The following is an 18,093-nucleotide window of genomic DNA, read 5'->3' on the forward strand; positions in this document are numbered from 1 at the left end:
TTTTTCTTTTTTATTTTAAAAAGCTCTAAAAAAGCAGCTTCTTAAATCAGATAAACCTAACTTCTGTTTCTATACCATTTATGTTAAAAATTAATTTTATGATAATTTTTTCTCGCACGCACTTCGATCAACTGTGCCGCAATGCTGATCGCAATCTCCGCCGGAGTCTCACTTCCGATTTCAATTCCAATCGGTGCTGTCACGCGTGCAAGCTGTTCCCCGGTAAATCCCTCCGCGATCAATTTATCATATACAAATTTTGTTTTTTTCCTGCTTCCCACAACACCGATATATCCGGCAGAAGTCTGCAGTCCAAAACGCTCTGCATCCGTATCGCAGAGATGTCCTCTTGTGACGACCACAATGTAGTCTTCCGGATGAATCGTAAATGTCTCTTCCAGTTTTCCAAAATCGATCAGCCGTATCTCTTCCGCTCCCGGAAACAGTTTCGGTTTTGTAAATTCTTCCCTGTCATCCGAAACAATACAGCGGAACCCCAGATGTGACAGCACCGGGACAAGTTCCTGTGCTAAATGTCCGCCTCCAAAAATATAAACTTTTCCATCATAGGAGAATTGTTCTGCATAGAAACGCGCTCCATCAATCTCTGTCACCGACTGATGTGCAGATGTCTGAAACTCCGGCAGTATTTTTACCTTTCCTTGCTCTAACGGCATAAGGATCCAGAATGGTTTTCTTTTTTCTTCTGCCGCTTCCATCTGTCCGATCCATACAGCATCTTCCACCGCGTCCACATAGTAAAATAAGACGGTCGCATTTCCACCGCATACCATTCCAAGTTCTGCTGATTTTTCCTGACCAAGATTATACTCATGCAGATAATTCTTCTTTTCGGCGAGAAGCTTTTGTCCCAGCAAAATTGCCTGATATTCCAGATTACCGCCACCGATCGTTCCGGTCACCCTGCCATCCTCACCGACTACCATATAAGCACCTGCTTTTCGCGGTATTGAGCCGCGTCCCGCTACCACAGTGATGAGCATACTATTTTTCTTTTCATTGATTCTTTTCTTAAGAACTTCCACAATTTCTCTCATAATGTGTCCTCCTTATAGCATGTGCAAAACCAGCTCATGATTCCTGCAGTGTCAATTCATCCCCCACATGAATCGTACCGCCTTCTAACACGACAGCAAAAACGCCTTCATGCGGCATGATACATTCTCCCATCCGCTGATAAATCTGGCAATGGGAATGACACTCTTTTCCGATTTGTGTCATCTCAAGCAGCACATCCCCGCAGCGAAACCGCGTACCGACCGGAAGATTTTTAAAATCATATCCATCCACGATCAGATTTTCTCCAAATGCTCCAAACGCTACATCCGCGCCTTTTGCACGAAATTCTTCTATTTTTTCAAAGGACAGCAGACTGACCTGTCTGTGCCATTTTCCTGCATGCGCATCACCCTGAATGCCCCAGTCCCTGATAAACTCAGCCTCAGGCACTTCATGCTTTTCTGTTCCTCTTTCTTTGCTGATGCAAATTCCTTTTATGATTCCCATATATGACTGCTCTGCTTTCTAAATAATTTTCGTCTGTTTCTTTCATCCACCAATGCGTACCATCGCTTTATGCTCTGTCATTTCTGAAATCTGTTCAAAACAGTGTTCCATAGGTTTTTCTAAAACTGCCTCTTTCATCACTTTCTGTAAGGTCTGTTCCTTTTGGGGATCCCTGAGGACTGCTCTTAGATCAACACCTTTTTCATAACAGAGGCATAATTTTAAATATCCTTCGGAGGTGAGACGGATACGATTACAGTTCTTACAAAATTTATGATGTATGGCGCTGATAAAGCCGACATCTATATTTAATCCCGGAAAATGGCAGTAAACTGCAGGTCCTGCGCCATAGTTTTTATATGGCAGCTTCACTGTAACTTCCTGCTCTCCGGCTTTTTCAGATTCCACTTTTCGATCCGGTTCCATCGCACAGGCATTTCCATATATGTCCTCGATCTGCCGGAACAATTCTTCATTGGATCTTCCGGTATAATCTGCACCATATCCGATCGGCATCATCTCAATAAAACGTACCGGTATCTGCCTTTCATCTGCGTAAGCAAGAACGGCTCTCCAGTCCAGATTTTTATAATGAACCGTATTGATCTTTACCGGAATTTCCGCTTCCTGTGCCGCCCTGATTCCTGCTAACACTGCTTTTAATTCATTCCGTCCCGTCAGTCTTTGAAATTCTGTCTCATCTAAAGTATCCAGGCTGACATTTACACTATCAAGTCCTGCTTCTTTCAAAGTCCTTGCATACTCTGCAAGCAGAACCCCATTTGTGGTCATTCCAACCGTATCAATGCCGGATATATTTTTTATTTTTTTGACCAGCTCTACACAGCCACGGCGCACTAACGGCTCTCCACCGGTCAGACGGACATGCCGGATTCCAAGTGACACGGCAGTCTCTGTCACTTTTACAATTTCCTCGTATGTCAGCAGATTCGCCATATCCGTTGTCTCTATATCGCCAGGCATACAATACTTACAGCGCAGATTGCAGCGATCGGTAATCGAAATTCTCATATAATCAATCTCTCTGCCTGTCTGATCTTTCATTCAAATACTTCCTCATGCCTTTCCATAAATCTCATTTCAAAATCTGCTCTGTAGCTTATGCTACTGCTACCATCCTTTTCCAAATCCACAGTTCGGGAAAATGCAGTGTTCACAGTTTAAGCAAAGCCCACCCTCGCCAAGTGCTGCAAGTTCTTCTGCGGTCACTTTGTCATCTGCCATAATGCGCGGCAGCACCAGATCAAAAATCGTACGCTTTGCATACATCACACAGCCCGGCAGTCCAAGGATCGGAATGCTTTCTTTATAATAAGAAAGCAGAAACATTGCTCCCGGCAATACCGGTGCACCGTAAGAAATGATCTCTGCCCCGGTATTTTTGATGGCAAGCGGTGTTTTATCATCCGGGTCCACACTCATGCCCCCGGTACAGATCACAAGATCTGCTCCTGCTTCGATCGCCGCAAGACAGCCGTCCGTAATCTTTTCGTTATCATCATCAAAGGTCTCATGAAAAATGACTTCCGTATCATATTCTGCTAATTTTTCCCGGATGACCGGTGTAAAAGTATCTGCGATCCTTCCGTGATAAACTTCATTTCCCGTCGTGATGATCGCAGCTTTTTTCTTGTGAAATGGCTTTAGTGTAAAAATAGGAGCATCCTCGCATATTTCTTTTGCGCGTTCCATCTTTTCCTTTTTAATGACAAGTGGTATGATTCTGGTTCCCGCAAGCTTGTCCCCTGCCTTCACTGGTGTATTTCCATGGCGGCTGGCGATCATCATTTCCCCGAAACTGTTCACCTTTTTTAATTTTTCTTTATCAACTTTTAACAGTCCGTCGCAATCCGCGATCAGTTCAATTTTACCTTCTTTGACATCCGATGGATGCATGTAGTCATTTCTGCACATCTCATAAAGAATCTGTGCCGCCTCGTTTTCATGAAGAATCTTGTCATCTTTTTCCCAGATGTAAATATGATCCTTTCCAACACTTAGAAGCACCGGAATATCTTCTTCTGTGATGATATGTCCTTTGCGGAAAACCGCATCTTTTGTAACACCCTTAATAATCTGTGTGATATCGTGGCAGAGAACCTGACCGACTGCATCTTCTGTCTTTATCAGTTTCATGAAGCATATGCTCCTTTCTTTTTATGATAAATTGTCAGTGTCAAAAGCACAGACAACTTCAAGCACACTGCCTGCAATACAGCGCGCTTTATCCGAAATGGTAAAACAGTTCGAAAGTTCGCTTTTGCGCGGATCGATATCTGCAATCTTAAAGCCTTTTGTAACCGGATATCTATCACGGATCAGTCCGCGGATAATACCGGGGATCGTGGCGGTTACAGAATATCTGGCATTTTCATCCTCATTCATGATATACGCAATTTTCTCGCCCTGTTCAACAATATCGCCGATCTTATGCACATTATAAAGAATACCCGGTGCGCCTGCATGAATCACACGCTCTGCCGCATAGCCGCCAATATTGCCCGGTATTCCGGTATTGGGAATAGCTGATCCCTCACGGATGATCCGGCCAAGATTATGTCCTCGCTTTGTCTCAATAACGATATCCACATCTTCCCCCGCAGTAAATCCGGGACCAAGTCCTACCGTAAGTGCTGCCATATTGCGTGTTGTTCCGAGATTTTTCTTTGCAAGGATTGCATCAACGACCACATCGGGCTTTAATGCTGCAATGGCTGCTCCGTCCGGATCTACCAGTAACGGAACTTTTCCAGCGCCGATCACTTTTTCTGCTTCTGTAACATCTTTGATCAAAACAGCCTCCATGCCTTCTACCGTGGCACTGCCCTCATAAACAGCCTCACAGATGGCTACCTGACGCCGGATTGCTGCCGGATGCTCTGTCTCAAGCACCAGAACCGGAAATCCTGCCGACCAGAGTCTGTGAATAGTTCCGGTGGCAAGATCGCCACCGCCTCTTACTATAATGAATGGTTTCTTCAATATTTCTCATCTGCCTTTCAGACAATTATCATTAAGAAAAAAAGAAAACCAATGTGGGGACTCTACCCACATTGGCTATCTTTCATTCAGCTTACACATTGCTATCTTTTATAAGAATAACCATACTTATAATTTTTGTCAAGTCAATACTGACGTATTTTATAGTGCATCACCACCATGCTCACCAGTTCTGATTCTGACCGCATCTTCTACGTCATAAATAAAAATCTTACCATCGCCAAAGTTTCCTGTCTGAATCTCCTTTACAACCTCGTCCACGATCGCCGGTGCCTGTTCATCCGTTACAACGGTTTCTACTTTAATCTTTGGCAGCAGATTAACAGAAAACTCATACTGTCTGGTCGATCTAAGATTTCCTTTTTGATTACCACATCCCATAATATTTGCGATATTCATACCATTTACCTTTTCATAGGCTTCCAGTCTCATTTTGTCTTTTCCAACAGAATGATACTTTTTTATTTAGATATATATTTCTACACTCTGTTCCATCTCAATTCCTGATTTTTCAATTTCTTTACCGGACCCTTCATAATCTCCCGGTTCCATTCTCCACGCCAGTCCACACCCTGCAGAAAGTTCTCTTGGAACCGGGATCAGCCGTCCTTTGATGGAATTCTCATTGCAATATTTTTCCATTGCCATTGCCGCTGATGTGGTATGAAATGTGATGATTCTGTAATTTTTCTTTTCTCTCATGATCTCCATCCCTGCTAACCTTATTTCGTGATGTTGGAGCCAATATCACTATTTAAATTTTGTCCGGAATTATTATAAAATATCTTAATGTAATGAATTGTCAGGCAGATTTTCCAATTATCCACACACATAAATTTCCTTTTCAGATTTTGGAAGGATCTCCCCAACTATGGCAGCCGGATGCCCTTCCTTCTTTAGATCTGCTAAAAGTGCCTCTGCCTGCTTTTCTGGCACTGCAATCAGCAGTCCGCCAGAAGTCTGTGGATCAAATAAAACCTCTTCCATTGCAAAAGTGACATTTTCAAATGAAACAGATTCACCCACATGATTCCGGTTTTTCTGACCTGCCGCCGTCAGCAAAAACTCATCTGCATAATCAAGTGCTTCTTTTATCACAGGTACCTGGTCTGCAAAAATACGGCAGGATAACTTCCCATCCATCATTTCATGCAGATGTCCCAAAAAACCAAAGCCTGTCACATCTGTACATGCATGGATCTCATATGGATGACAGATATGGGAAGCATATTTATTCAACATTGTCATAGATGCAACTGCCTGTTCCATTGCAGCATCAGATGCCTCTTTTACACGGTTTGCCGTACAGACAATTCCAACTCCGAGTTTCTTTGTTAAGATCAGTTTGTCACCCGGTTTTCCCTGATTATTCGGATATATCTTGTCCGGATGCACAGTTCCCATGACAGAAAGTCCATACTTCACATCTGTATCGGCAATGGAATGACCGCCTGCAAGAGTTCCTCCCGCCTCAATGACTTTTTCGGAGCCGCCCCGCATGATCTCACCTAAAATATTCAAATCCATACTCTCCGGAAAACATACGATATTTAATGCTGTCTTTACTTCGCCGCCCATCGCATAGATATCACTGAGCGCATTTGCCGCCGCAATTTTTCCAAAGGTGTACGGATCATCCACCATTGGGGGGAAAAAATCAAGGGTCTGTACGATTGCCGTATCATCGGAAATACGATAGACTGCTGCATCATCCTTGCTGTCATATCCGATGAGAAGATTCTCATCTGCCGGGCCTTTCGGCAAACGCTCTAACACTCTGCTTAAAATGCCTGCACCGAGCTTTGCAGTGCATCCGCCACCCTTGCAAAATATGATTTTTTCCTGATTTTGTTCCATATCTGTCTTACACCTCCGTGATCTGTGCGCACTCTGTTTTATGCCTGAAAGGATGAGAGTTATTGACATTTTCTATAAATTAATTTGTGAAATATTTTTCAAACAACGTCTGTGCATCCTTCTTTAACTCCGCATCCATCGCCTGATACTTTTCCAGGAAATTCCTTCCCTGTTCTGTCAATGTCATATTGCCGCCGCCTTTTCCACCACTATTTCCGGTCATAAGTGAAAAGCCAAGTTCATTTTCAGCGCGTTTTACAATTCTCCAGCCTTTCGAATATGCCATCTGCATCTGACGGCACGCCTCAGAAAGAGATCCCGTTTTCTCCACAAGTTCCATAATTTGTGCAATGCCAGGTCCGAATATAAGCTCATCTCCATAAATACGCAGCCTCACCTGTTCATGAAGCTTTCTTTTTCCCAAACTCATATCTATCCTCTTTTCTTTGCCGCTTATTATGCAGACTCTTTCCGTCATGCTTCCTCCGCAATCTCCCGCACAGCTCGCACCGCAGCATCCACTTCCTCATCCGTATTAAAATGGGAAAAGCTGAATCTTACTGCCCCCTGCTCTTTTGTTCCAAGCGTCTCATGCATCATAGGCGCACAATGTGCCCCCGCACGGACTGCGATCTCATAATCTTCCCAGAGCCAGTCGCTTACACTGCCGGAATCTAAATCCCTGATATTTAATGAGACAACTGCCACTCTGTTTTCCGTTGTAAAATCTCCATAAATGTTTACACCGGAAATATCTTTTACGCCATTATAAAACCGATCTGCCAGAGCCATCTCACGTTTATAGATCATACCAATGCCCATTTTTTGCAGATAACCCAAAGCAGCGTACAATCCGGCAATCCCATGTCCGTTTAATGTCCCAGCTTCAAGCGCGGTCGGCATTTCTTCCGGCTGCGCTTTACTGTAACTTTTGACTCCGGTTCCTCCCGCTAAAAGCGGTCGGATATCCACACCTTTCCGCACATAAATTCCTCCGGTTCCCTGCGGGCCAAGTAATCCTTTATGACCGGTAAAACAGAGTACATCGATATTCTGTTTCTGCACATCGATTGGAAGTACTCCGGCGGTCTGAGCAGCATCCACAATTAACAGAAGATGATGTTTTTCTGTAAAAGCAGCGATACGTTCTAAATCTGTCACATTTCCTGTCAGATTTGACGCATGTGTGATCACAACTGCTTTCGTATCCGACTGATATGCATGTTCCAGCTCATCATACAAAATCCGCCCCTTAGAATCTGCGGGAAGATACGTTACTTTCACACCACGCTGCTCCATCAGATACAATGGACGCAGGACAGAGTTATGTTCACATACCGATGTGATCACGTGATCTCCCGGTTCAAATAAACCCTGAATCGCAATATTTAACGCTTCTGTCACATTACAGGTAAATGCAATACGTGATGCATCTTCCGCGTGAAATAATTCTGCAATCCGCTCTCTGGTTCCATAAATGATCCTGGATGCATCAAGTGTTGCCGCATGCGCTCCTCTTCCTGCATTTCCAAGTGTATGAAATGCCTCCGTGACGGCTTGTTCTACCTCCGGTGGTTTTGGAAATGTAGTTGCCGCATTATCTAAATAAATCATGGTTTTACAATATTTCCTGCCTGTGTCATTTTCTCAGCAATCACATACATATTTGTTACACTTCCCACCTGAAGTTTATCCGTAAGTCCATAGTGATTAAGGCATGTACCACAGGTTAAAATCTCCACGCCCTGTGCCTCTAATGATTTCAGATCCTCAAGTGTCGGTGATTCCTCACAGGTCAGTTTTGCACCTCCGTTATAAAAAAGCATGGTTTTCGGTAATACATCCTGCTCTGTCAGCGCATAAATAAAGCCCTTGATCAGAACTTTTCCAAGCTCATTATCGCCCTCACCCATATGATCTGCAGAGATCACAACAACCGTGTTGCCATGGATTGCATTCGGAGCACAGGTTTCTTTTTCTGTGTCTGTTACGGACATTGCATCACTCTGGTCTGCTGCTCCATCTTCAATCTCCATCGTCACTTTATACTGTCCCTCTGCGATTTTCTCGGACTTCACGCCATAGCCTTTCTGTTTTGCCATCTTCGTCAGATTCTGAACCGCGATCTCGTTATCCACCAGTGTCTCCACAACACCAGAACCTTTAAGCTCTTTGATTGCATTTTTTGTTTTTACTACCGGAATCGGGCAGGTATCGCCCATTGCATTTACTGTGATCATCTTTTTTCCAGCCTTTCTGCTAAATTTTTTCATTATTCTTATAAAGATTCCATATACCATAGGCAACTCTTAACTTCCTGCTACATCAATTTTGAACTGCCTTATAATACGGGAAACCATATGAATCAGAAAAGGGCATTACGGAATCTCTCCAGTAACACCCTCGTTATTCTTTTATAAGTATAACATTATTTTCTCAGCTTGAAAATAGTATTTTAAAAATATCACTCAAATTTTAACCGGCAGACATACCTCATTCAGCACCACACAGCTATCCTCTCTGCGCACATTCCCCATCTCTCCCCAACAAAATATCCATCCCATGTTCCAGCGAATCTAAGATATAAGTCAGGCTTTCCTCGACCGCTTTTGGACTGCCCGGCAGATTTACGATCAGGGACTGCCCCCGGATCGCACTTGCACCACGGCTTAACATGGCACGCTTCGTAATTGTCATGCTGTAAGCCCGGATTGCCTCCGCAATTCCCGGTGCATTCCGGTCACAAACGGCAAGCGTTGCCTCCGGTGTCACATCCCGCAGGGAAAATCCGGTTCCGCCTGTCGTTAAGATCAGGCTGCATTTACATTCATCCGCAAGCCTTATCATTTCCTGTTCCAGCTCTTTTTGCTCGTCCGGCAGCACCCGATAGGATATAATTTCGTATTTTTCAGACGGCAGTATTTCTCTGATCCGTTTTCCACTGATATCCTCACGCTCTCCCTTTGAACCTTTGTCGCTTGCTGTTATGATTCCGACTGTGTACTTATTATTCATCTTACTCTCCATTTCTATGCTGATTTGTTTCAATAATATCCATGCTTGTTGATAACTGTTAATAATTCCATGAACCTGCCCGCCAAATGATGGTTTGTGGGTGATATGCGTCGCCCGTCCAAATGGTGTGTCGCAGGCTTGTGAGTGGCATCTTACGCAAAGCCGGAGTTAATTTTGGTTCCGTTGTACGAAAATAAGAAAAGTCTAAGTGTGTCTGAGTTAGATTTTTTCGGAGTGACGTGAACGGCAACAACGAGTCATCCATGACTCGATGCTGCCTTGTTCTGCCATCCGTGGCAGAACATCACTGTGTACCTATAGACACACTAAGATTTTCTAATTTTCTCCCAAAGTCACAAAATTACTTCGGCTTTGCGCAAAATGCCAATCGTCGGGTTGTGAACACCATTTGGGCGGGCGGTTCATCTCAGAATTGGGGCGTTGGTGCGAATTTTCGATATTCGCACAAATGAAAATATGCTTAAAATGCTAATGTGCTGTATCATTAATATTTATCCTAATGAATTGCTAGAATTTTTATCTGCTACATTATACTACATGAATTGTTTCATAAATTGCCAGACCAATAACACAAAATGTTCTTCAAATATGTATGTCAATAAGCATGGGCATAGTGGAATACATTGAAGTTTTTGCCAGCGTTATCAAACAAATAATAAATTATTGAATATAGTTATTTGGAAATATTTTTTTATCAGATTCAGACACAAAACACTAAAAATTTACGCCCACCAAGGCTGTAAAATGCGTTCCCCGGCGAAGGGTGGTTCACAACCTTGTGGCTGGCAAAACGCATCAAGCCGGAACTTGTTTTGTGACTTTGGGAGAAAAATAGAAAGTCTTAGTATGCCTGCCCGAAATACAGTGTTGTGCTGCCACGGACGGCAGCACAAGTCTTAATGTGCCCGGATGGCACATTTAAGACGCACACGTCACTCAGCCACAACCTAACTCAGGCATACTTAGACTTTCTTATTTTCGTACAACGGAACAAAACAGTCCCGGCTTGATGCAATTTGCCAATCAAAAACCCCGGAACCACCCTTCACCGGGGAACTCAACTCACACCCAAACCATCATTTGGCGGGCACCAATCTTATTTTCCACAGACATAATGTCCACTCTTGCCGCCATCCTTTTCCAGCAAATGAATGTCGGTGATCCGCATCCCACGGTCCATCGCCTTGCACATATCGTAAATGGTCAGAAGTGTCACACTCACCCCTGTCATCGCCTCCATCTCAACACCTGTCTTTCCGATACAGGAGGTCTTACAGATTACCTCAATAGCACTTTCCTCATCATGCATCTTAAAGCTGACTTCACAGTCTGTCAGTGCAATGATATGACATAGGGGGATCAGTTCCGAATTTTTCTTTGCTGCCATGATTCCTGCAATGCGCGCCACCCCAAGAACATCTCCTTTTTTTGCGGTATGTCCCTTGATTGCCGCATACACCTCCTCATTGACATATATCTTTCCGGCTGCCACTGCCACACGGTAGGTATCATCCTTGGCATGAACATCCACCATGATCGCATTTCCTTCCTTATTAAAATGAGTAAACTCTCCCATATGTGGCTCTCCTTTCCCGACGCAACATTTTCCTGATATGCCTGTGCAGACAGCACTTTATAATATCTGGGGCTTATCTGATTACCTTCTTTCCTTATTATATAGGAGATTTGCACACTTGCAATCCCAATTTTCTTCCTGTTTTTACCTGTTTTGGACATATTTTGTTCATTTTTTATTCATATTCAATAGAAAAACACAGATTGTTCATTCTTTTTTATTCATCTTTCCGATTGATTTTTTACCTGAGAAGCGATATATTCTCTTAGTGTCAAAAATAATATTTTTACACAGGGTTTACGTACCTTTTACAAAATACCAAAAACAACAGCATTTCCATTTAAAGATAGACAGTTTGATATTATACGAAACTTTGGGAGGTCACCATGAAAGAAAAATTACATCTTTGTCTTGATAAGATTTCTCTTATCCGTTCAAAATTACCAAAGAAAAAGCCACACGGCGAAAAATATTATAAAATGATAGCATTTTTAAACAAGTACTCATTAGTATTTCATTTTATCTTAGCATGCATGCTGACATTTGCGATCGAAGTGATTTCAAGAAGAGATTTTCTTTCAACCATCTCTTTCTTACATAATCACACACTTGCATACCTTTACAATGCATTTATCGTATTTGCATCGCTCTCGATCGTATATCTGTTCCGGTGCAGGGCGCAGCTACGTGTACTGATCAGTGGTTTATGGCTGTTTCTTGGTACGATCAACGGTCTGATCCTTTCAAACCGTGTCACACCTTTCAGCTACACCGATCTAAAATGTATCTCTGACCTGTTCGCAATGCAGAATACAAACTATTTTACCGCAGAAGAGGCAACTCTTGTAGTCGGTGTTGTTGTTGCATTTTTTGTATTTTTAGGTTTCTTTTTTGCAAAAGGGCCAAAATATCAGGGAAAACGTCATTTTGTATTAGGTCCGGTTTCGATTGCTGCTTTACTTTTAGTCGGACTTCCGATTACTACACAGGCTGCACAGGGTTCTAACATCCTTGCTTCCTATTTTTCCAATATCGCTCAGGGTTATGCCGATTATGGTTTTGTATACGGTTTTTCCACCAGTGTGGTTGGTCGCGGTATGAGCAAACCGGATGATTATTCTGAGGAAACGGTCGATGCGATCGAAACCCTGGTTAATTCTTCCAAAGAACAGACCACTGTTTCTAAAGGCAGCGAACCAAATATCATCTGTGTACTGTTAGAGTCATTCACAGATCCTTACGAAGTAAACTTTTTAAATATGTCCGAAGATCCGATTCCGAATTTCCATAATTTAGAGCGCAATTACTCCACCGGATATCTGACCGTTCCGGTTGTCGGTGCAGGTACTGCAAACACAGAATTTGAAGTTTTAACCGGTATGAGCATGCAGTATTTTGGAACCGGCGAGTATCCTTATAAAACCATCTTAAAACAGACTGACTGTGAGAGTATCGCATCTGACTTATCAAAGATCGGTTACGGAACACATGTAGTTCACAATAATACAGCTACTTTTTACAGCAGAAACAATGCTTTCTCCATGATGGGATTCGATACCTTTACCAGTAAAGAGCTGATGAACATCTCACAGTACACACCAAACGGCAACTGGCCAACGGATGATGTACTGGTTCAGGAAACTGTAAAAGCCTTGGATTCCACAAAAGATCAGTCCGATTTTGTATATACGATCACCGTAGAAGGCCACGGTGATTACCCGACCGAAAAGATTTTAACTGATCCGGCAATCAAAGTTACCGGCGCAGCAACAGAAGAATCAAACAATCAGTGGGAATATTACGTAAATATGATCCATGAGGTAGATGATTTCATCGGCGATCTGATCTCCGCTGTTGACCGTCGTGGTGAGGATACCATCGTCGTAATGTTCGGCGATCATCTTCCGACCATGGGACTTTCTGATTCTGATATGAAATCCGGTGATATTTTCAAGACAAAATATATCACCTGGAATAATATGGGACTTCCGAAAGAAGATGCTGATCTGACCGCTTACCAGCTTCTTTCCCAGATCACAGATCAGGCAGGTATCCACGAAGGAACCATGTTTAATTACCATCAGACACAGCGCAATTCCGAGACATACTTAAATGGTCTTGAGAATCTGCAGTATGATTTACTTTACGGCAAAAGATATACTTACAGCGGCGAGGATCTCTATCCTGCTACTGACCTTCAGATGGATGTGGAGGATGTTACGATTTCCAATCTCCGCAAAAACTCTGACCGTAACATCCTTGCTGTTTATGGTTCAAGATTTACCAAGAATACAAAGATTTTTGTAAATGGTGAAAAAGTTCCTACCAACTACATTTCTTCTGCACTTGTTACAACCAGTCTCGATAACGTAAAAGATGGAGATATGATCAGCGTAAATATTCTCGGTTCAAAGGGAATCCTTCTTCGTGCCGGAGTTGATGAGGTTGTTTATGAAGATCCAGATGTGATCCATGAGACAGAGACGGAAGATCCAACCGAGACAACCGAAGTACCAGTCCCTGCATCCACATGGAATCTGAACATGCCTTCTTCGGAAAAGACAGATATGAAATCTTCTGAAAGCACGGAAGTGAAATCTTCCGAAGATACGGAGGTGAAATCTTCCGAAAATACGGAGGTAAAATCGTCCGAAAATACGGAGGTAAAATCGTCTGAGAGTACTGAAGTGAAATCGTCTGAGAACACTGAGGTAAAATCCTCTGAAAGTACAGAAGTGAAATCCTCTGAAAGTACGGAAGTGAAATCTTCCGAAAATATCTCTGACGCACTTGGCAGATAGCTTTATTAAAAAATCAAAATAACAGACAAGTCCGATATGTGGCAAGATGCTGCTATTGGGCTTGTTTTTTTGCAAAATAATTTTGATTACATTATGTCCTGTGTTAAAATCCTGTCTTTGACAGTTGAGTAGACTAAAACGCCTCGCAAATCCAGTGTTTATGCTGGTTGCGAGGTGTTTTGTTCTCGTTTTGAAGTATGGTAATTTATTTCCTTCCCTTACTTTTTTTCTGAATTGTTTTCATTTGACTTTTGGTAATAAGCTGAAAGTCTGTTTCAAAACCACATACCTGATGCAAAGCATCGGTTAATTTATCACGTGTGTACAGGGGCATAAATCCCTGTTCCTGTACATCGGCAAAATTCATGGTCTTGAGTTTGTCTAAAATTGTTTCACAAGTATAGGTATTTCCTAACCCCTTTTCCAGGTAACGATAGATTACTAACGCAAGAAAACAGATGAGAAAGTGTGCTTTGATACGCATATCCTCTTGGAGATATATCGGTCTGGCTTCAAAATCAGTTTTCATGATGCGGAAGCATTCTTCGATTTTCCATCGGTCTTCGCTTACTTTTAAGATATCTTTTACATCATCATCCAGAAGGTCTGTCGTTACCGCATACATTCCATCATAAAGTGCTTCATTTTCAATCTTATCGACGTCCAGATATTTTTCAATCTTAGCAATTTCACCATCTTCTGTAACGGCAGTCTTACCTATAAATCTTGCTGGATCATTTGGATTCCTTCGTTCTTTTTTTGTTTTTCCGGAATGGAGCATCTTTTCTGCACGTTCCACTTGCTCATTGCGTATTGTTTTTTGATATTTCGCATATTTAGGAGAGTATGTAATAATCAGACGCTGGTGCAGCGAGTGGGGCGTATATGGCTCATCTTTATAATATAATCCCATATCATCTTCCGGGATTTTTGAAAGATCAACAGGAGAATCATCGGAAACCCGTTTGAATCCAGTCTTATCCAACGCCCATCTTTTATCATCCTTATTTAATTTTTTGATCGACTGGGTAACGATAAATGCTCTTTCGCCGGCATGATTTATTTTTTTGATGGCTTCTGAACCAAGTCCTGCATCGCTGCAGTAAATAAATTTAGTGCAGCCAAAGTCCTGAAGAACTTTTGTTTCCAATGGCTTTAATGAAGTCTGTTCGTTCGCATTTTCTGGAAAAAGTGAAAAAGCAAGAGGAATCCCGTCTCCATCCATGAACATTCCCATTTGTATGATGGGATTTGGACGATGTTCTTTTCCTTTTCCGTATTTCTTATCCCCATCTTCCTGCTCGATTTCAAAGAAATAGTTTGTGCAATCATAATAAAGCACCTTATCATTTCGTTTTCCAAGAAGATGACTGTTTTTATATACTTCTGACTGGATAAAATCGCATTCGTTTCCTAATACATCAAGAGCACGATATATGTCGTGCAGTTGATAAGAAGGTTTTTCCAGAAATTCAGAAGCCGTTTTAAAAGAAGAACGTTTGCTGGCTGGTTCTAAAATCCTTGCATAAATCAAGTCAGAAAGAATGGCATTGATATCGTATTTGAATTTATGCTTATCCCTAAGTTTTCGGCAGGCCTTATCCAACTGAAGCTGATAATAAAAAGCTTGTGGAAAAAGATACCCTCCAATTTTTTGATTTAGATGTCGTAACTCGCATACAAAAATCCTCCCATAGCTTATTATACAACACATTGCAATATAGTAAAACAAGAAAATTGACGCAAAAAAAGCAGGTTTTATGCGACCTGCGAGTATATTTTCTAATATTCAACTGTCAAACTCCCGGGTATATGAAAGGCTGGCGGGATACAAGGAGTTATTATTAAAATTGCAAACAGATAGATTAAATATATAAATCTATCCATTTGCATATAGAATACTTTTATCTTTTGAACATTGTAAATATGATGCATAAATAGTATATTGTCAGCATAATTGATACAGATAATAAAACGAAAAACAACATCATCTCCAAATATTGTATGATTACAGAAAGTAGAAATTAAGAAATTTCCTCTGTTTTCTTCTTTCTGTATTCATTTGGACTCATATGATAATATTGTCTAAACTTCCGGCAGAAATATCCGGAACTTGTAAATCCGGTTTCTTCTGCAATGGAAGAAACCGATTTTTGAGTGATATAAAGTTGTTCAGCAGCCTGTGCTAGTCTGTATTGAATTAGATATGCTACCGGAGAACAGTGGATGCCAGTTTGAAAAATGTGTAAAGCTCCACTTTTGCTGATAGATGCCGATGCCGCAATCGTCTCCAATGTAATCTCTTCCATGTAGTGATCATGAATATACTGCATCATAGCTTGTAATCTTGCTTGTTTGTGATTTAATCGATGAATACTGTTAGAATCAGAAGTCCAGTCCATATTTTTTTGCAATATGTTCCAAAGCTGAAATAAAAGTTGTATAGTACATAATTCATTATCCGGCTTAGTTTCCTGAATAGTACAAATTTGCGACAAAAGTTGTAGCACCTGTTTTCCAAATGTGTTGGATGGACTGAAAACTTGATATGGAACAGACGAGCTTATCACAGGAAGAATATATTTTTCGTAAATGAGGCTGTTTTCGGGTGCTAATAGGGTTGGCGAAAAAACAATATTAGGTGCAAATGTACTGCTTTGTGCTTCAAAACGATGCAGGACACCGCTATTGATAAATATGCCGCAACCTTTATGTAGTTCTATTTTACTTGTACCTATAAGGCAGAGCGCAGTACCTTCAGCAGTATAAAGAAATTCTAATTCATGATGCCAATGCCAGTCAATGCGATGGAAGTCAAATTTCCAAATATTATCAGGATAGTATGCAAATGGATAACGATTGTTGCCATGCTGGATGGTTTCTCGTAGTGTTTCATCTGTAATTATCTTAAAAGTCTCCATGCTATATTTCCTCATAAATAATAAAATTTGTTATATTGTACCATAAATATATGATTTTATACAATGACTAGATATAAAGTTTACGATATAATCACATTTATTAGAGGAGGACAAAATGAAAAGCCAATATAATAAGACAATTACAGCCTGTTTTGTAGGTTATATTGTACAAGCTATCGTTAATAATTTTACACCACTGCTTTTTTTGTTTTTTCAGAAATGCTATCATATTCCAATTTCCCAAATTACATTGTTAGTGACTTTTAATTTTGGGATACAACTACTGGTTGATTTTCTTTCTGTCAGATTTGTTGATAAAATAGGATATCGGATATCAATGATTATAGCTCATGTTCTAGCAGCGGCAGGATTATTCCTTCTTACAGTTTTACCAGAGATTTTACCAGTTTCCTTTATTGGAATTTTGATTGCTGTAATGATCTATGCGGTAGGTGGTGGACTTTTGGAAGTCCTAGTCAGTCCAGTTGTTGAGGCTTGTCCATCCGACAATAAGGAAAAAGCAATGAGCCTGTTGCATTCTTTTTATTGCTGGGGACACGCCGGAGTTGTACTCATATCAACAGTGTTCTTTTATGTAGTCGGTATAGATAACTGGAAAATATTAGCCATTATTTGGGCGGTTATTCCAATTGGAAATGCTTTTGTTTTTTCAAAGGTTCCCATTGCACCATTGCTTGAGGATGGAGATACCGGACTTGGATTAAAGGAATTGTTTCGGATGAAAATTTTTTGGATTTTGTTGATTATGATGATATGTGCAGGAGCAAGTGAGCAAGCAGTAAGTCAATGGGCCTCTGCTTTTGCAGAAAAAGGTCTTGGAATTTCAAAGACAGCCGGCGACTTAGCAGGGCCGATGGCATTTGCGGTTCTAATGGGAATATCAAGATTGTTTTATGGTAAGTATGGTGACCGTATCAATTTGGAACACTTTATGATTTATAGTAGTTTTTTATGTATTTTATCCTATTTAGGGATTTCATTATTCTCGATTCCGCTATTAAATCTGATTGCCTGCGCTGTCTGTGGGCTTTCAGTGGGAATCATGTGGCCTGGAACTTTCAGCAAGGCATCAGCAGCTTTGCCCAAAGGGGGAACAGCCATGTTTGCATTGCTGGCATTAGGTGGAGATATAGGTTGTTCAGGAGGTCCTACATTGGTTGGAATGGTATCAGGAGCTTTTGGGGATAACCTAAAGATGGGAATTTTGGCAGGAATTATTTTTCCAGTGTTGCTACTTATAGGAGTCATTCTTTGCAGAAGACAAAAGAAAATTACTAATTATAATACAGTGAAAAGTAGGCACTAAATATAGCTGCTTATTAAAATAAAAAAG

16 protein-coding genes and 1 pseudogene are annotated in these 18,093 nt (G+C 41.3%); 2 read left to right on the forward strand and 15 right to left on the reverse strand.

What is annotated here, in order from left to right; all coding sequences use genetic code 11:
- Window positions 1-83: 83 nt before the first annotated feature.
- The 13 genes from DXA60_RS07380 to moaC form a co-directional block, all read right to left on the reverse strand.
- Window positions 84-1,058 carry an XdhC family protein gene (locus DXA60_RS07380; protein ID WP_117920663.1) on the reverse strand — a complete coding sequence of 325 codons (975 nt, stop codon included), beginning with the start codon at window positions 1,056-1,058 and terminating at the stop codon, window positions 84-86.
- A 34-nt stretch (window positions 1,059-1,092) separates the two neighbouring features.
- Window positions 1,093-1,527, reverse strand: coding sequence for an MOSC domain-containing protein (locus DXA60_RS07385; protein ID WP_117920664.1), 435 nt, complete (start codon window positions 1,525-1,527; stop codon window positions 1,093-1,095).
- A gap of 42 nt (window positions 1,528-1,569) precedes the next feature.
- Entirely contained in the window at window positions 1,570-2,592 is a 1,023-nt protein-coding gene (moaA, locus tag DXA60_RS07390) for a GTP 3',8-cyclase MoaA (protein WP_117920665.1), read from the reverse strand.
- A gap of 66 nt (window positions 2,593-2,658) precedes the next feature.
- Entirely contained in the window at window positions 2,659-3,684 is a 1,026-nt protein-coding gene (locus DXA60_RS07395) for a molybdopterin-binding protein (protein WP_117920666.1), read from the reverse strand.
- A gap of 21 nt (window positions 3,685-3,705) precedes the next feature.
- Window positions 3,706-4,533, reverse strand: coding sequence for a selenium-dependent molybdenum cofactor biosynthesis protein YqeB (gene yqeB / locus DXA60_RS07400; RefSeq protein WP_117920667.1), 828 nt, complete (start codon window positions 4,531-4,533; stop codon window positions 3,706-3,708).
- A 156-nt stretch (window positions 4,534-4,689) separates the two neighbouring features.
- Window positions 4,690-4,980 (reverse strand): P-II family nitrogen regulator, encoded by a 291-nt coding sequence (locus tag DXA60_RS07405; protein WP_117920668.1) that lies wholly within the window; start codon window positions 4,978-4,980, stop codon window positions 4,690-4,692.
- A 33-nt stretch (window positions 4,981-5,013) separates the two neighbouring features.
- The gene (locus DXA60_RS07410; RefSeq protein ID WP_117920693.1) at window positions 5,014-5,250 is read right to left on the reverse strand and encodes a DUF3343 domain-containing protein; all 237 of its coding nucleotides are present in this window, start codon (window positions 5,248-5,250) and stop codon (window positions 5,014-5,016) included.
- A gap of 117 nt (window positions 5,251-5,367) precedes the next feature.
- Window positions 5,368-6,405, reverse strand: coding sequence for a selenide, water dikinase SelD (selD, locus tag DXA60_RS07415; protein WP_117920669.1), 1,038 nt, complete (start codon window positions 6,403-6,405; stop codon window positions 5,368-5,370).
- 79 nt (window positions 6,406-6,484) lie between these two features.
- On the reverse strand, window positions 6,485-6,835 hold the full coding sequence (locus DXA60_RS07420) for a winged helix-turn-helix domain-containing protein (RefSeq protein WP_117920694.1): 351 nt from the start codon (window positions 6,833-6,835) through the stop codon (window positions 6,485-6,487).
- 44 nt (window positions 6,836-6,879) lie between these two features.
- Complete coding sequence (locus tag DXA60_RS07425) at window positions 6,880-8,019, reverse strand: aminotransferase class V-fold PLP-dependent enzyme (protein ID WP_117920670.1); 1,140 nt, start codon at window positions 8,017-8,019, stop codon at window positions 6,880-6,882.
- Complete coding sequence (yedF, locus tag DXA60_RS07430; RefSeq protein ID WP_117920695.1) at window positions 8,016-8,645, reverse strand: sulfurtransferase-like selenium metabolism protein YedF; 630 nt, start codon at window positions 8,643-8,645, stop codon at window positions 8,016-8,018. The genes DXA60_RS07425 and yedF overlap by 4 nt, the downstream gene beginning before the upstream one ends.
- A gap of 271 nt (window positions 8,646-8,916) precedes the next feature.
- Window positions 8,917-9,420, reverse strand: a complete 504-nt coding sequence (locus DXA60_RS07435) for a MogA/MoaB family molybdenum cofactor biosynthesis protein (protein WP_117920671.1) — start codon at window positions 9,418-9,420, stop codon at window positions 8,917-8,919.
- Window positions 9,421-10,537: 1,117 nt separating this feature from the next.
- Window positions 10,538-11,017, reverse strand: coding sequence for a cyclic pyranopterin monophosphate synthase MoaC (gene moaC / locus DXA60_RS07445; RefSeq protein ID WP_117920673.1), 480 nt, complete (start codon window positions 11,015-11,017; stop codon window positions 10,538-10,540).
- Between the two features lie 386 nt (window positions 11,018-11,403).
- On the opposite strand from moaC, the gene DXA60_RS07450 reads away from it, so the two are divergent.
- Complete coding sequence (locus DXA60_RS07450) at window positions 11,404-13,818, forward strand: sulfatase-like hydrolase/transferase (protein WP_117920674.1); 2,415 nt, start codon at window positions 11,404-11,406, stop codon at window positions 13,816-13,818.
- A 205-nt stretch (window positions 13,819-14,023) separates the two neighbouring features.
- Here the strand turns inward: DXA60_RS07450 and DXA60_RS07455 are convergent.
- Window positions 14,024-15,466, reverse strand: a pseudogene (locus tag DXA60_RS07455) (IS1634 family transposase); the annotation flags it as partial.
- Between the two features lie 376 nt (window positions 15,467-15,842).
- The gene (locus DXA60_RS07460; protein ID WP_243006808.1) at window positions 15,843-16,739 is read right to left on the reverse strand and encodes an AraC family transcriptional regulator; all 897 of its coding nucleotides are present in this window, start codon (window positions 16,737-16,739) and stop codon (window positions 15,843-15,845) included.
- A gap of 115 nt (window positions 16,740-16,854) precedes the next feature.
- On the opposite strand from DXA60_RS07460, the gene DXA60_RS07465 reads away from it, so the two are divergent.
- Window positions 16,855-18,066, forward strand: coding sequence for an MFS transporter (locus DXA60_RS07465; protein WP_117920676.1), 1,212 nt, complete (start codon window positions 16,855-16,857; stop codon window positions 18,064-18,066).
- Window positions 18,067-18,093: the final 27 nt, after the last annotated feature.

Origin of the sequence: Roseburia sp. OF03-24 (assembly GCF_003463035.1) — a bacterium.
GTDB lineage: Bacteria > Bacillota > Clostridia > Lachnospirales > Lachnospiraceae > Roseburia > Roseburia rectibacter.

Bases quoted from the DNA above. Each gene is read 5' to 3' on its own strand.
- DXA60_RS07380 (WP_117920663.1), bottom strand. From the start codon at position 1,058: ATGAGAGAAATTGTGGAAGTTCTTAAGAAAAGAATCAATGAAAAGAAA.
- DXA60_RS07385 (WP_117920664.1), bottom strand. From the start codon at position 1,527: ATGGGAATCATAAAAGGAATTTGCATCAGCAAAGAAAGAGGAACAGAA.
- moaA (WP_117920665.1), bottom strand. From the start codon at position 2,592: ATGAAAGATCAGACAGGCAGAGAGATTGATTATATGAGAATTTCGATT.
- DXA60_RS07395 (WP_117920666.1), bottom strand. From the start codon at position 3,684: ATGAAACTGATAAAGACAGAAGATGCAGTCGGTCAGGTTCTCTGCCAC.
- DXA60_RS07405 (WP_117920668.1), bottom strand. From the start codon at position 4,980: ATGAGACTGGAAGCCTATGAAAAGGTAAATGGTATGAATATCGCAAAT.
- DXA60_RS07410 (WP_117920693.1), bottom strand. From the start codon at position 5,250: ATGAGAGAAAAGAAAAATTACAGAATCATCACATTTCATACCACATCA.
- selD (WP_117920669.1), bottom strand. From the start codon at position 6,405: ATGGAACAAAATCAGGAAAAAATCATATTTTGCAAGGGTGGCGGATGC.
- DXA60_RS07420 (WP_117920694.1), bottom strand. From the start codon at position 6,835: ATGAGTTTGGGAAAAAGAAAGCTTCATGAACAGGTGAGGCTGCGTATT.
- DXA60_RS07425 (WP_117920670.1), bottom strand. From the start codon at position 8,019: ATGATTTATTTAGATAATGCGGCAACTACATTTCCAAAACCACCGGAG.
- yedF (WP_117920695.1), bottom strand. From the start codon at position 8,645: ATGATCACAGTAAATGCAATGGGCGATACCTGCCCGATTCCGGTAGTA.
- DXA60_RS07435 (WP_117920671.1), bottom strand. From the start codon at position 9,420: ATGAATAATAAGTACACAGTCGGAATCATAACAGCAAGCGACAAAGGT.
- moaC (WP_117920673.1), bottom strand. From the start codon at position 11,017: ATGGGAGAGTTTACTCATTTTAATAAGGAAGGAAATGCGATCATGGTG.
- DXA60_RS07450 (WP_117920674.1), top strand. From the start codon at position 11,404: ATGAAAGAAAAATTACATCTTTGTCTTGATAAGATTTCTCTTATCCGT.
- DXA60_RS07460 (WP_243006808.1), bottom strand. From the start codon at position 16,739: ATGGAGACTTTTAAGATAATTACAGATGAAACACTACGAGAAACCATC.
- DXA60_RS07465 (WP_117920676.1), top strand. From the start codon at position 16,855: ATGAAAAGCCAATATAATAAGACAATTACAGCCTGTTTTGTAGGTTAT.